Raw genomic sequence first — 13,490 nt, forward strand, 5'->3', positions numbered from 1 at the left:
GCGGAACACTCTGTCCACGTCCAACCCTATCGCCGTAGCGTGACGGTATGCGCATCCTGGTCCTTGGCGGTACTGCCTTCCTGTCAGCTGAAATCGCAAAGCAGGCGCTTGCCTTGGGGCACGAGGTCACGTGTCTTGCCCGTGGCACCCAGGCGAACCCGCCCGACGGCGTGACCTGGGTTCGTGGCGATCGCGCCTTGGGTAGTGCAGCCTATGAGGACGTGAACAGCAGCTGGGACGCGGTGGTTGATGTTTCCAGGGATCCGGTTCAGGCGCGGGATGCCCTTGAGGTCTTGGGACCGAGTGCGCGCCATTGGACCTTCGTGTCCAGTTGCTCTGTGTATGCCGATCATTCGGTTCCCGGGGCTGACGAGACGGCGGGGCTCCTTGAACCCCTGCCCGAAGGACAAGCCGGAACCCCGGAAACCTATGGGGAATCAAAATCTGCGATCGAGCGCATGACGCTGGACCTGGTGGGGCACAAAGCCCACATTGTGCGGGCAGGTCTGATCGGAGGGCCAGAGGACGGCTCTGACCGTTACGGCTATTGGCCTGGGCGCTTTGCTGCCAATACTGAGCCGGTTCTGGTGCCGAACATTCCGGATGACGCCACCCAGGTTATCGACGTCCGGGACCTCGCCAGGTGGATCATTCAAGGGGCAGAGAAGGGCCTGACGGGCGCTTACAACGCGTCGGGAGATGTAGTTCCGTTCCGCAAGTACATTTCGGAATCCTGCCGCGTGGCCCTGGGCCAGGAGAGGCAGCCGGACAGGGAGGAGTGGCCACCGTTGAGCGAAACAGTCCAGGCCGACGAAGACTGGCTGGTGGAGCAGGGCGTTGAGTACTGGGCCGGGCCGGACTCACTTCCCTTGTGGTTGCCAGCGGACCACGACGGCTTCCAATCGCGAAGCAATCAAGCCGCCAAGGCGCTCGGTATGACGTTGCGCCCATGGCAGGAGACTCTCCGGGACGCCTTGGACTACGAGCGCAGCCTGGGCTTGGAAAGGGAGCGCAAGGCAGGCTTAAGCCGCGGAACCGAACGCAGGCTGGTAGGACTCCTGCGGGAACAAAGGACCTAAGGCGGGTTCAACAGCCTCAGGCCGCTGCCGACGTCGTGATTGGTTCATGCAGAACGGGGAAGTTGACGCTGCGGGCTATGAAACAGACCTGGTTGGCTTCGTGGTGAAGTTGCGCCATCAATGCCGAATGAGCCGGATCCGCGATGGTGACGTGAGGCTTCAGGGTCACGCTCTCGAACTGACCGCTGCCATCACGATTTAGCTTCATGACGCCCTCGGCGTTGTCCTCGTAACCAGTAACCACAACTCCATGTCTTACCGCCACGTGGAGGAACGAGAGCATGTGGCATTGCGCCAGGGCAGCAAGCAGGAGTTGCTCTGGGTTGTAGCGTGCGCGGTCGCCGTGGAAGGTCGGGTCCGAGGAACCCTTCAAGATCGGAAGGCCCGGGATATCGACATCATGATCCCGCGAGTACCCTCGGTAGCTTTCTGTACCGACGCCCAGGTTTCCAGTCCAGCGGACGGTCAATGCATAGTGGTGTTCGTTGAGGCCCATGCGGACAGTTTAGCCATCAGCCAAACAGCGCCAGCACAGGCCCCAACGGACTTGCTTAGGCGTCTGCGTCCACGTCCACGTCCGCTGCCCGGGCACGGAGCGCCCGCGCCACTGCGTCCCGGTTTTCCAGCATCATGCGGCGCAGCGCTGCACTTTCTTCGGGCAGGTTCGCGAGGAACTCGTCCGTGCGGTCCACCGTGGCCTGGGTTGTGAGTTGCGCCGGGTAGAGGCCCACGACGATCTGCTGGGCCAAGGCGTGCGTGCGTTCTTTGACAATCCCGGGGACCGCTTCAAAGTACTTTTCCGCGTACGGCTCCAGCAGGCTGGTGTCAGGCACCCGCATGAAGCCGGCCACCGCTGAGGCTTGCAGGGCGTTGGAGAGTTCGCCCTTGACCACGATGGAATCCCACGCCGCAGCCTTGGCCCCGGCTGTGGGAATAGCGGCCTTGGCCTGTGCCGCGGCATTTTGGCCGGTGGAGGTGTTGTCGCGGGCGAGTTCCTGGTCGATGCGCTCCTGGCCCTGCCTGCCGCCGGCCACCAAAGCGGTTAGCAGCTCCCACCGCATGTCCTGGTCGACGGTGAGGCCCTCAAGCGTGTCGGTCCCGTCCAGCAGCGCTTGGATGCGATCCAGCTGATCCCCGCTCCGTGAAAGTTGAGCATAGGACTTCACGAACTGCAGCTGCGCATCCGAGCCGGCTTCCACTTCGGAGGCGAGGTCCCACAACTTGTCGGCGGACGCAATCGTTGCGTTCTGCTTGTGCTCGGCTGCCACGTAGTAGGTCAGCGTCGTGGCAAGCTGCCGCAATTGGACGAGGATCACCGAGGAGTCTGTTTCCTCTGCGATGTTTGCCAGGATCAGGTCGACGTAGCCGCGCGCGGGAGTTTCTCCGTCCCGTGCCGCATCCCACGCCGAACCCCAGACCAGCGTGCGGGGCAGGCTGGCGGCAAAATCCTTGAGATGCGCTTTCGCTGTGGCCAGCGAGTGAGCATCCAGGCGTACCTTGGCGTAGGCGAGATCGTCGTCGTTGAGCAGGATGAGGTCCGGGCGTGCGAGGCCAGCCAGGGTGGGGACTTCGGTCCGAGGGCCCTCGACGTCCAGCTCCTCGCGATGCGTCCGCTCCAGCTTGCCCTGTTCGGAAAGGTTATAGAAGCCCACCGCAAGGCGGTGAGGGCGGAGGGTTGGTTGTTCATCGATCGCGGACTGCAGGATGCTGAACGCGGTGATGGTGCCGTCGGCGTCCACGTCCACCTCGGGAGCGAGGGTGTTCACGCCGGCGGTTTCAAGCCAGAGCTTGCCCCAAACGTCCAGGTCACGGCCGCTTGCGGCTTCAAGTTCCACCATGAGATCAGCAAGTTCAGTGTTCTTCCAGGCGTGCTTGGCAAAATACGCGCGCACCCCGGACATGAACTGCTCGGGTCCAACCCAGGCAACCAATTGCCGCAAGACAGAGGCGCCCTTGGCATAGGTGATGCCGTCGAAGTTAACTTCCACATCTTCAAGGTTGTTGATTTCCGCGAAGATCGGGTGCGTGGTGGGCAGCTGGTCCTGACGGTAGGCCCAGGACTTCTCCACCGAGGCGAAGGTGGTCCACGCCCGGTCGAAGGCAGTGTTTTCCACCGCGGCCAGGTGTGACATGTACTCGGCGAACGACTCGTTGAGCCAGAGGTCGTTCCACCAGCGCATGGTCACAAGGTCCCCGAACCACATGTGCGCGAGCTCGTGCAGGACCGTGATGGCACGGCGCTCGATCTGTGCACCGGCGACCTTGCCGCGGAAGATGTATCCCTCCAGGATTGTCACGGCACCTGCGTTTTCCATCGCGCCGGCATTGAACTCCGGGACGAACAGCTGATCGTACTTTTCAAACGGGTACGGGCAGCCGAACTGTGCCTCGAAGAATTCGAAGCCCTGGCGGGTCAGTTCGAAGATGTTGTCCGCGTCCAGGTACTGCATCAGGGATTTGCGCGCGAAGACGCCGAGCGGAATGACCCTGCCATCCGAACTTGTCACCTCGGAACGAATGGACTGGTACGGTCCGGCTATCAGGGCGGTGACATACGAGGACAGACGCGGCGTGGGAGCGAATTCCCACACGGACCTGCCTCCACCGTCCTCGTCTCCATCAGTTTCAACCGGTACCGGCGTGGGGGAGTTGGAGACGACGTCCCAGTGGGAGGGAGCGGTGATGTGGAACGTGAAGCTGGCCTTCAGGTCCGGCTGCTCGAAGACAGCGAACATCCGCCGGGAATCCGGAACCTCGAACTGGGTGTAGAGATAGACCTCCCCATCTACCGGATCCACGAAGCGGTGGAGGCCCTCGCCCGTGTTCATGTACCGCGCATCGGCGACGACTATGAGTTCATTCTCGGCAGCGAGGTTTGGAAGTTGGATGCGGATGCCATCAGATACCTCGGCGGGATCCAGTTCGGTGCCGTTAAGGGTAACGCTGTGAACGCTCTCGGTGACGGCGTCGATAAAGGTCGCGGTTCCAGCCTTGGCCGAAAACTTCACCATGGTGGTGGATCCGAAGACCTCGGCACCCTTGGTCAGATCCAGGGTGACGTTGTAGGACTCGACGTTGAGCATTTCAGCGCGCTGAGCAGCTTCTTCGCGCGTCAGGTTAAGGCCTGGCAAGTGGTGCCTCCAGAGGTTGGGGTGACCGGCCGGGGCAGGTCCGGTCGATGGTGTGAAGCCATTCTTTCACTCCACGCGCCGATGGCAAGGAGGTGCCACCACAGTGTCGCCGCCACGGAGTAGCTTTGAACCATGGGAACGTTCAGGGAGTCTCTTGATATCCGCGCACTCAGGTTTGCACTCGCCTTTCCGTTGCTGCTGGCCACAGGTTTCGTCGTATGCGCACAGATGGTGCGAAACGATCTTCCTGATCCCGTAGCAGTCATGTGGAACGCCGACGGCGGCAGCGCCTTTGCTCCCTTCGGCGCCTATGTAGCCGGCGGCGCGGCCATGATCACCTTTTTCGGTTGGGTCGCCTTCCTGCAGGCCGTACCGCTATCACGACCGGTGGTCATGCGCAGGGTCATGATGGGCCTTGGCCTCATGGTGAGCCTCTTCGTGACAACAGTGCTGGCTGCCGGGCTGGTAGGACAATCGGGACTGGAGGACGCGCGCGCTTCCCACGTTGATCCGATCGTCCTCGCCATGGGCAGTGGTGCGGCCGTGTCCTTGGGAGTCGTCCTCATGTTCGCCTTCAAACCGGATCCCCGGTGGACGCGGGAGGATGACGAAGCCCTTGAGGCCGCACGTTTGCACGTCACGGACCCGGACCTCGCAAGGGATACGCTGCGCATGTGGGTCCATGCCCGCAGTTCAGTTTTCATCATGATCATCGTGTCCACGTTGTTTCCAGCCGCGCTGATCGCGATAGCCGTCCCATGGCTGGGAGCCTTGGTGGCCGCAGTGGCGATGGTTGGTGCAGGCTTCCTCTTCGCCCGCGTCCGGGCTGACAGGGGAGGGCTGCAGGTCTTCGCAGGCGGCATAGTGCGGGTCCTGACCGTTCCCGCCGTCGACATCGCGGCAGCAGCTCCAGCTGACGTGAAAGCCGCAGACTTTGGTGGATGGGGTTGGCGGCATCATGACGACGCAACAGCGATGCTGGTCAGCAGCGGACCGGCCGTCGTCGTAAGGAAACTTAATGGAGGAAGGGTTGCGCTCAGTGCAGGGACTACGGCAACCGCGGACGAACTCGCCGGTATCCTGAACCGGGCTGCCGAGAGGGCCCACCACGGCGGGCAACCCCAGCAACCCGGGGCGCGGTAACCTAGGTAGCGCATCCCACACCGCCGCGCCCGGCCAGGTGCCGTACCGGCGCGCCAGAAAGAATGGACTTCCCGTGACTACACCCCGCGTCCACATCGCCACCGATCACGCCGGCATGGAACTCAGCGCCCACCTGGTCAGCCACCTCACGGCCAAGGGCTACGATGTTGTGGACCACGGACCCAAGGAATATGACGCACTGGATGACTACCCGTCCTTCTGCATCAATGCAGGAGTTGCAGTGGTGGCTGACCAGCAAGCAGGCGTGCACGCGCTGGGCATCGTTCTGGGTGGTTCAGGAAACGGTGAACAAATTGCCGCCAACAAGGTCAAGGGTGTGCGTGCCGCGCTGGCCTGGAACCTCTCTACCGCCAAGCTCGCCCGCGAGCACAACGACGCCAACGTAGTGGCCGTTGGCGGCCGCCAGCATACGGTGGAAGAAGCAACCGAACTCATTGAGGCCTTCCTGCAGGAACCTTTCAGCAATGATGAACGCCACATCCGCCGTATCGGCAAGATTGCGGCTTACGAGACCACCGGCGAGATCGTCGAGTAGTGCCTGAGGGGCACTCCATCCATAGGCTGGCCCGCCAATTCCACGATGTTTTTGGCGGCCGGCGTTTGGATGTTTCCAGTCCACAGGGGCGATTCACGGCAGGTGCCGAGCTTCTGAGCGGTCATGTGATGGTTGAAGCTGTTGCCCACGGAAAGCAGCTGTTCCTCAGGTTCGATCACGATCTTCTCCTCCACGTTCACCTTGGTCTTTATGGCGCTTGGAGCTTTGGCGGCGATAGCTCCTTCACGGGGGCGTCCAGCATTGGCGCGCCTCGCCGGATCGGGGAGCGCGAGACTGCCTCATCCGGTGCTGAGGTGGAGCCCGGTGCTGACGTGGAGTACACCGGGCCTCCCGCCCCGGTGGGTGCAGTCCGCGCCCGCCTGGTGTCGGACAACGGCTGGGCCGATCTTCGTGGCGCCACCACTTGCGCCGCTGTTACGTCCCATGAAGCCGAAGGCGTACTGGGCCGGCTGGGTCCTGATCCGCTGCGTAACCGCCCGGGGGACCGGGACGAGTTCGTCCGCCGGTTGCGACGCCGCAAGACGGCCGTGGCTTTGCTGTTGATGGATCAATCGGTGCTGGCAGGGGTCGGCAATATTTATCGTGCCGAGGTCCTCTTTCGTCAGGCTGTGGATCCATGGACTCCCGGAAACACGATTGATGCCGAGACGGCGGGCAAGTTGTGGGATGACGCCGTCCTTGCAATGTCCGACGGCGTACGCGACGGCCGGATTGTCACCACGCCGCCAGCGCTATGGACCGGTAACGGCGCCTCAGCGCCCGACGCCGATGCCCACTTTGTCTATAAGCGCGAAGGGCAGCCCTGCCGCGCTTGCGGAACGCTGGTAGGCATGGCCGAAATCGGCGCCCGCAAACTGTACTGGTGCCCTGGCTGCCAGGTGTAGCCTCGGCTGCAACAACGAAAAAGCCCCAATCCGAGGATTGGGGCTTTTTACTGGAGGGGACGACGGGAATCGAACCCGCGTAATCAGTTTGGAAGACTGAGGCTTTACCATTAAGCTACGTCCCCGGATGGATCTCCTGTGCGATCCCTGTATGGATCACTCGCTCAGGACATCTTCCCGGTGGCTGTTCAAGCCGGGTACAACTAAACCTAATTCCGGCGTCGGTGTCAAATGTGCATTCAGGGCCTGCTTGCCCGTAGACTGTCCTGTGCATTCGGGGTGTAGCTCAGCTTGGCTAGAGCGCCTGCTTTGGGAGCAGGAAGTCGCAGGTTCAAATCCTGTCACCCCGACTCTGTGTTTCGTGTCCGCCTCAGGGATGCGGCAGAACCCCATACCCACAAAATCAGGAGTACTTAGACTGTGAAGAGCGCTGTCGAGAACCTCACCCCCACGCGGGTCAAGCTCAACGTTGAGGTTCCCTTTGAGGAACTGAAGCCGAGCATCGATGCCGCTTACAAGACTGTTGCTTCGCAGATCCAGGTCCCCGGATTCCGCAAGGGCAAGGTTCCGTCCAAGCTGATTGACCAGCGTGTTGGTCGTGGCTATGTCCTGGAAACCGCCATCAACGATGGCCTCAACGGCTGGTACCAGGCCGCTGTCCAGGAAACGGGTGTTCGCCCCCTGAGCCGTCCCGAAGTTGAGATCACTGAGGTTCCGGACCCGTCCGCAACCGATGGCGAGCTTAAGTTCCAGGTGGAAATTGACGTTCGCCCCGAGATCGAACTGCCGGACTACGCAGGCATCAAGGTTGAGGTTGCTGCGGCTGAGTCCTCGTCTGAAGACGTCGACAAGGCACTGGACGAACTGCGTGGCCGCTTCGGCACGCTGAAGTCCGTGGAGCGTCCCGCCCAGAACGAGGACTTCCTCACGATCGACATCACCGCAACGATCGATGGCGAAGAAATCGACTCAGCTTCCGGCTTGTCCTACCAGGTTGGTGCCGGCACCATGCTTGAGGGCCTGGACGAGGCCGTGACCGGCCTGTCCGCAGACGAAGAAGCAATCTTCGACACCACACTCGTTGGCGGCGACCACGCCGGCGAGGCAGCCCAGGTCAAGGTTGTTGTCAAGGCCGTCAAGGAGCGCGAGCTTCCTGAAGCCAACGACGACTTTGCACAGCTGGCCTCGGAATTCGACACCCTTGATGAGCTCCGCGAGGACCTCGCCAAGCAGGCTGCAGATTCCAAGGTCGTCGGACAGGGTGTTGAGGCCCGCGACAAGGTTCTGGACAAGCTTGTAGAGCTCGTCGAGGTCCCGGTTCCGGCTTCGGTTGTCGAAGAGCAGATCGAAGCTCACTTCAACCCGGAGAACGCCCACGGCGAAGGTGACCACGACACCGAGGAGCACCGCGCTGAGGTCAAGGCAAACACTGAGCGCGCCTTCCAGAACGAGGTCATCCTTGACGCCATTGCGGACAAGGAAGAAGTTGACGTCAGCCAGAACGAGCTGATCGACTACATCGTCAGCACCGCAAGCCAGTACGGCATGGATCCGAACCAGTTCGCCCAGATCATCGATCAGAGCGGCCAGGTCCCCATGATGGTTTCCGAGGTACGCCGCCGCAAGGCACTGGCCGTTGTGCTGGGCCAGGCCGAGGTCGTCGACTCTGAAGGCAACAAGGTTGACCTGAGCGATTTCGTCCGCCCTGCCGGCGAAGTTGCTGCCGATGAGGCTGCACCTGTCGAAAGCGGCGAGGAAGCGGATGTCGTCGCCAGCGATGACCCCGCAGCCGTGAAGTTCTAGTCAATAACGCATCTACCGACCCCGGATCAGTGATCCGGGGTCGGTTTGTTTTAAGCCCTGAACGGACAAGCCCTCAAACAATCAGGGCGCCGGATCCGCGGGCCTGCTTCAATCGTGCGCCGTCAGCGAACAGCGCGATTCCGGCGAACAAATCCTCAGTGAAAACGGTTAGTGTCCAAGTAGTGAAGTTCAGTGAGGTCACTGGCACCAGCGAGAGGTAAGTACTTATGTCACAGCAATCAGAGGCTCCCCGGATGGCAACTGTCGATCCCGCAGCCCAGGACAACTACATCTACAACCGCCTGCTGAAAGAGCGCATCATCTGGCTTGGCTCTGAAGTCCGTGACGAGAACGCCAACGCCATCTGCTCCCAGCTGCTCCTCCTCTCGGCTGAAGACCCCGAGAAGGACATCTACCTTTACATCAACTCACCCGGTGGCTCCGTGACGGCCGGCATGGCCATCTACGACACCATGCAGTTCATCCCCAACGATGTTGTCACTGTTGCCACCGGCCTGGCTGCTTCCATGGGGCAGTTCCTGCTCTCCTCCGGGACCAAGGGGAAGCGCTACGCCACCCCCAACGCCCGTATCCTCATGCACCAGCCTTCCGGTGGAATCGGTGGCACTGCCTCGGATATCAAGATCCAGGCCGAACTGATCCTCCACATGAAGAAGGTCATGGCGGAACTCACCGCTGAACAGACAGGTCAGACTGTGGAGACCATCCTCAAGGACAATGACCGCGACAAATGGTTCACGGCCACAGAGGCTTTGGAGTACGGCTTCTTCGATAAGATCTCGGCTCACGCAGGCTCGGTAGCTGGTGGCGGTGGAACGGCCAACCAGTCGAACTCCGAGCCAGGCTCCGAAAACTAACCGGCACCAAGAACCACTGAAACCCCCAGGAGTAATGACATGAACTACAACTTCGGATGGTCTGCCGGTAATCTCCCAACCAGCCGCTACGTCCTGCCCCAGTTCGAAGAGCGCACACCGTACGGCTTCAAGCGCCAGGACCCATACACCAAGCTGTTCGAGGACCGCATCATCTTCCTCGGCGTCCAGGTTGACGACGCCTCTGCCGATGACATCATGGCCCAGCTGCTGGTCCTTGAATCGACGGATCCGGACCGCGACATCACCTTGTACATCAATTCGCCAGGTGGATCGTTTACGGCCATGACGGCGATCTACGACACGATGCAGTACATTCGTCCGGAGATCCAGACGGTGTGCCTGGGGCAGGCAGCCAGCGCGGCTGCTGTCCTGCTTGCAGCGGGAACTCCCGGCAAGCGGCTGGCATTGCCAAACGCACGCGTGCTGATCCACCAGCCGGCGTTGTCCGGTGGCCAAGGTGGCCAGGCATCCGACCTCGAGATCCAGGCTGCTGAAGTCATGCGCATGCGTACATGGCTTGAGGACACTTTGGCACACCACTCGGGCCGCACGTCCGAGCAGGTCAACAACGATATCGAGCGCGATAAGATCCTCACCGCGGCCGAGGCCATGAGCTATGGCCTGATCGACCAGGTACTGGACTCCCGCAAGATCAAGCCCCAGGCAATCGCCCGGTAGCACACGGAAATCGACGCCGGTGCGGTTCGCGAAATATGAACCGCACCGGCGTTCTGTTTCCACCCAAGCAGCCCATTGTGACCTAGAGTGGATGGTGTCACGGTGGTGCCAACCCCGGCCAGGCCGCACACTTAAGTACGGCCCGGTGCCGCATCACCCGCTTGTAACGAAGGGATTCCCACATGGCTCGGATTGGCGAGAGCACGGATCTGCTGAAGTGTTCTTTCTGCGGAAAGAGCCAGAAGCAGGTACGGAAGCTGATTGCCGGGCCCGGTGTCTACATCTGCGATGAGTGCATCGAGCTTTGCAACGAGATCATCGAAGAAGAACTTGCGGAAGTTTCGGACCTTGGCAGCTTCGAACTCCCCAAGCCCCGTGAGATCTTCGATTTCCTGCAGGAATACGTCATCGGTCAGGAACCTGCCAAGCGGTCGCTGGCGGTTGCCGTGTACAACCACTACAAGCGCATCCAGGCCGGCCATGCTCCCAAGGCCGGCAGTCTTGGTGAGGGCCCTCATCACGAGGATGTGGAGATCGCCAAATCCAACATCCTGTTGATTGGCCCAACAGGTTGTGGCAAGACGTACTTGGCGCAAACGCTCGCACGGAGGCTGAACGTGCCCTTCGCTGTAGCCGATGCCACGGCGCTCACGGAGGCAGGCTACGTCGGCGAGGATGTTGAGAACATCCTGCTCAAGCTCATCCAGGCCGCCGATTACGACGTCAAGAAAGCCGAACAAGGCATTATCTACATTGACGAGATCGACAAAATTTCACGCAAGAGCGAGAACCCCTCGATTACCCGGGATGTCTCCGGCGAAGGAGTCCAGCAGGCCCTGCTGAAGATCCTCGAAGGCACGGTCGCCTCCGTGCCGCCCCAGGGTGGACGTAAGCATCCGCACCAGGAATTCATCCAGATCGATACCACCAACGTGCTCTTCATCGTGGCGGGCGCATTTGCCGGTCTCGAGGACATCATCGGTTCCCGGTCCGGGCGCAAGGGCATCGGCTTCGGGGCGCCGCTGAATGAGGTCCGGGACAACGTGGACACCTACGGTGAAGTCATGCCCGAGGACCTGCTGAAGTTCGGACTCATTCCGGAGTTCATCGGCCGCCTGCCGGTGATCACCACCGTCTCGAATCTCGACCGTCCTGCGTTGATTCAGATCCTTTCCACTCCCAAGAACGCCTTGGTGAAGCAATACCAGAAGATGTTCCAGTTGGATGGTGTGGAGCTGCAGTTCGACGACGACGCGTTGGATGCCATCGCAGACCAAGCTCTTGAGCGCGGCACCGGCGCCCGCGGCTTGAGGGCCATTATGGAAGAAGTGTTGCTGCCCGTCATGTTTGATCTCCCGAGCAGGGATGACATCGCAACTGTGGTCATAACCGCTGATGTCGTGGAAAACAAGGCACAACCGACCATGATTGGACACGACGTCGTAGCGAAGCGCCGGAATAAGTCGGCCTAGCCACCCGTTGGCCTAGTAGGCGGCGGTTCACTGAATCCGCCTTGCCCTACGCCCGTTTTCACTCTTTCAAGGAGTTTCCTGTGCCCGAACAGAATCTGTCCGAACAGAATTTGCCTGAGCAGCCCGTCAACAAAGCCGATTTCTGGTTCGATCCCGTTTGTCCCTTCGCATGGATCACATCGCGCTGGATCGGCGAGGTGGAGCAAGTGCGTGGTATTGAGACCGAATGGCATGTCATGAGCTTGTCCGTCCTGAATGAGGGCCGTGACCTTCCCGGGAATTACAGGGCAATGATGGACGACAGCTGGGGTCCTGTTCGCGTGATCATTGCTGCCCAGGAGCTCCATGGCAGCAGCTATATTAAGCCGTTGTACGACGCCATGGGGGAGCAGATCCACCATGAAGGCAACAAGGACCGCAGTTCCGTGATCCAGAAAGCGCTGGCAGAGGTAGGCCTTCCTGCTGAGCTGGCACGCTTCGCGGACTCGGAGGAGTACGACGCCAAGCTGCGAGCCAGTCACGAGGCCGGCATCTCCTTGGTGGGCCAGGATGTCGGAACACCCGTGGTCGCCGTAAATGGCACGGCCTTCTTCGGCCCGGTACTCACCCGGATTCCGAGGGGCGAAGAGGCGGGACAGCTTTGGGATGCCACGGTAACCCTAGCCGGGTACCCGCACTTCTTCGAACTCAAGCGCAGCCGCACCGAAAGCCCTGAGTTCAACTAGGCGAGCCCGGGATTCAACAGGCTGGGGTTCAGTGCCCTACTTCAGGAAGCGTGATGTGCGCCGGTCCGCGAGGATCTTTCCATGGGTTTGGCAGGTGGCACAGTACTGAAGTGAGGTGTCGGCGAAGGACACCTCACGCACTGTATCTCCGCAAACAGGGCACGGCAGCCCGGTCCGGGCATGCACCCTGAAATTGCTTCGCTTGGTGTCCTTCAGCTCGCTGGAAGGCTTTCCGGCTGCCGCGTTGACGGCACCCACCAGAACTTCCTGCATGGCATCGTAGAGCCGCTGCACCGTTTCGCCCTCGAGTGTCTTGGCGATGGCAAAGGGCGAGATTTTGGCAGCGTGCAGAATCTCGTCGCTGTAGGCGTTGCCGATCCCTGCGATAACACTTTGGCTGCGGAGAAGCCCCTTGATCTGTTGGGAGCTTGACCTCAGGATTGCTGCCAAGGCTTCTTCGTCGAAGTCGGGGCTGAGCGGCTCAGGGCCCAGGGTTGCGATTCCAGGAACATCCGAGGGATCCCGGACCACGTAGATGGCGAGGCTTTTCTTGGTGCCGGCTTCTGTCAGGTCAAGGCCGATATGGGCATCGTCGGACTCCCGGTGCAGCAGTAGCCTGGCCGCGATATTGCTCTTGCCCATGCGCAACCCTGCTGATGAGGGATGCTCCGTATAACGGACCCAGCCAGCCTTTGCCAGGTGGAAAACGAAAAACAGGCCGTCAGCATCGAGGCAAATGAACTTGCCGAAGCGCTGCGTGCCCTGGATGGTGCGGCCCTCAAGTGCGTTGTATGGCGGATCAGCGGTCTTCAGTGCGGCGATGGAGTTAATGCGGACGCTGTTCAGTACAGCTCCGTGGAGCTGGGTGTCCAGATACGTGCACAGGCCGTGCACTTCGGGAAGTTCCGGCATGACCATACTCTGCCATAGCTTTGCCCCGGCTGCAGGAAAAGCTAGGCGAAAGGGCCCGGCAGAACTACAGGATTGTAGTTCTGCCGGGCCCCTTGTGCATGGACCCGGGCGGGACCACAATGGTTCTTACCCACTTCGAAAGAAGAGGGACACGGAAACCAAAGATTCAGTGATATGCAACCAACGC

At 60.9% G+C, this 13,490-nt stretch carries 12 protein-coding genes and 2 tRNA genes; 10 read left to right on the forward strand and 4 right to left on the reverse strand.

Annotated elements, in window-relative coordinates:
* Nucleotides 1-47: 47 nt before the first annotated feature.
* Entirely contained in the window at nucleotides 48-1,079 is a 1,032-nt protein-coding gene (locus tag AC1DCM_RS22525) for an NAD-dependent epimerase/dehydratase family protein (RefSeq protein WP_477519779.1), read from the forward strand.
* Between the two features lie 16 nt (nucleotides 1,080-1,095).
* Here AC1DCM_RS22525 and AC1DCM_RS22530 read toward each other — a convergent pair whose 3' ends face one another.
* A complete protein-coding gene (locus tag AC1DCM_RS22530) occupies nucleotides 1,096-1,575 on the reverse strand; it encodes an OsmC family protein (RefSeq protein WP_477519780.1) in 480 nt (159 codons plus the stop codon).
* Nucleotides 1,576-1,630: 55 nt separating this feature from the next.
* A complete protein-coding gene (gene pepN / locus AC1DCM_RS22535) occupies nucleotides 1,631-4,210 on the reverse strand; it encodes an aminopeptidase N (protein WP_477519781.1) in 2,580 nt (859 codons plus the stop codon).
* A gap of 132 nt (nucleotides 4,211-4,342) precedes the next feature.
* Here pepN and AC1DCM_RS22540 point away from each other — a divergent pair, with 132 nt between their 5' ends.
* The 3 genes from AC1DCM_RS22540 (at nucleotide 4,343) to AC1DCM_RS22550 (ending at nucleotide 6,814) form a co-directional block, all read left to right on the forward strand.
* Nucleotides 4,343-5,353: a hypothetical protein gene (locus AC1DCM_RS22540; RefSeq protein ID WP_442018398.1), complete on the forward strand. Its 1,011-nt coding sequence runs from the start codon at nucleotides 4,343-4,345 to the stop codon at nucleotides 5,351-5,353.
* Nucleotides 5,354-5,426: 73 nt separating this feature from the next.
* Complete coding sequence (locus AC1DCM_RS22545; RefSeq protein ID WP_477519782.1) at nucleotides 5,427-5,909, forward strand: ribose-5-phosphate isomerase; 483 nt, start codon at nucleotides 5,427-5,429, stop codon at nucleotides 5,907-5,909.
* Nucleotides 5,909-6,814 (forward strand): Fpg/Nei family DNA glycosylase, encoded by a 906-nt coding sequence (locus tag AC1DCM_RS22550; protein WP_477519783.1) that lies wholly within the window; start codon nucleotides 5,909-5,911, stop codon nucleotides 6,812-6,814. The genes AC1DCM_RS22545 and AC1DCM_RS22550 overlap by 1 nt, the downstream gene beginning before the upstream one ends.
* A 51-nt stretch (nucleotides 6,815-6,865) precedes the next feature.
* Here the strand turns inward: AC1DCM_RS22550 and AC1DCM_RS22555 are convergent.
* Nucleotides 6,866-6,939: transfer RNA gene (locus tag AC1DCM_RS22555), tRNA-Gly, on the reverse strand.
* Between the two features lie 150 nt (nucleotides 6,940-7,089).
* Between AC1DCM_RS22555 and AC1DCM_RS22560 the strand changes: the two genes are divergently transcribed.
* The 6 genes from AC1DCM_RS22560 to AC1DCM_RS22585 all read left to right on the forward strand — a co-directional run bounded on the left by AC1DCM_RS22560 (nucleotide 7,090) and on the right by AC1DCM_RS22585 (nucleotide 12,391).
* Nucleotides 7,090-7,164 (forward strand) — tRNA-Pro (locus AC1DCM_RS22560).
* Between the two features lie 70 nt (nucleotides 7,165-7,234).
* Nucleotides 7,235-8,617: a trigger factor gene (gene tig / locus AC1DCM_RS22565; RefSeq protein WP_442006153.1), complete on the forward strand. Its 1,383-nt coding sequence runs from the start codon at nucleotides 7,235-7,237 to the stop codon at nucleotides 8,615-8,617.
* A gap of 254 nt (nucleotides 8,618-8,871) precedes the next feature.
* Complete coding sequence (locus AC1DCM_RS22570; protein WP_275964122.1) at nucleotides 8,872-9,495, forward strand: ATP-dependent Clp protease proteolytic subunit; 624 nt, start codon at nucleotides 8,872-8,874, stop codon at nucleotides 9,493-9,495.
* Between the two features lie 39 nt (nucleotides 9,496-9,534).
* Nucleotides 9,535-10,194: an ATP-dependent Clp protease proteolytic subunit gene (locus tag AC1DCM_RS22575; protein WP_216925476.1), complete on the forward strand. Its 660-nt coding sequence runs from the start codon at nucleotides 9,535-9,537 to the stop codon at nucleotides 10,192-10,194.
* Between the two features lie 182 nt (nucleotides 10,195-10,376).
* Complete coding sequence (clpX, locus tag AC1DCM_RS22580) at nucleotides 10,377-11,666, forward strand: ATP-dependent Clp protease ATP-binding subunit ClpX (protein ID WP_442006151.1); 1,290 nt, start codon at nucleotides 10,377-10,379, stop codon at nucleotides 11,664-11,666.
* An 80-nt stretch (nucleotides 11,667-11,746) separates the two neighbouring features.
* Nucleotides 11,747-12,391 carry a mycothiol-dependent nitroreductase Rv2466c family protein gene (locus AC1DCM_RS22585; RefSeq protein WP_477519784.1) on the forward strand — a complete coding sequence of 215 codons (645 nt, stop codon included), beginning with the start codon at nucleotides 11,747-11,749 and terminating at the stop codon, nucleotides 12,389-12,391.
* Between the two features lie 36 nt (nucleotides 12,392-12,427).
* Here the strand turns inward: AC1DCM_RS22585 and AC1DCM_RS22590 are convergent, their stop codons facing one another.
* Nucleotides 12,428-13,303, reverse strand: coding sequence for an Fpg/Nei family DNA glycosylase (locus AC1DCM_RS22590; protein WP_477519785.1), 876 nt, complete (start codon nucleotides 13,301-13,303; stop codon nucleotides 12,428-12,430).
* Nucleotides 13,304-13,490 lie beyond the last annotated feature (187 nt).

It is taken from the genome of Paenarthrobacter sp. 10N417 (assembly GCF_056394745.1).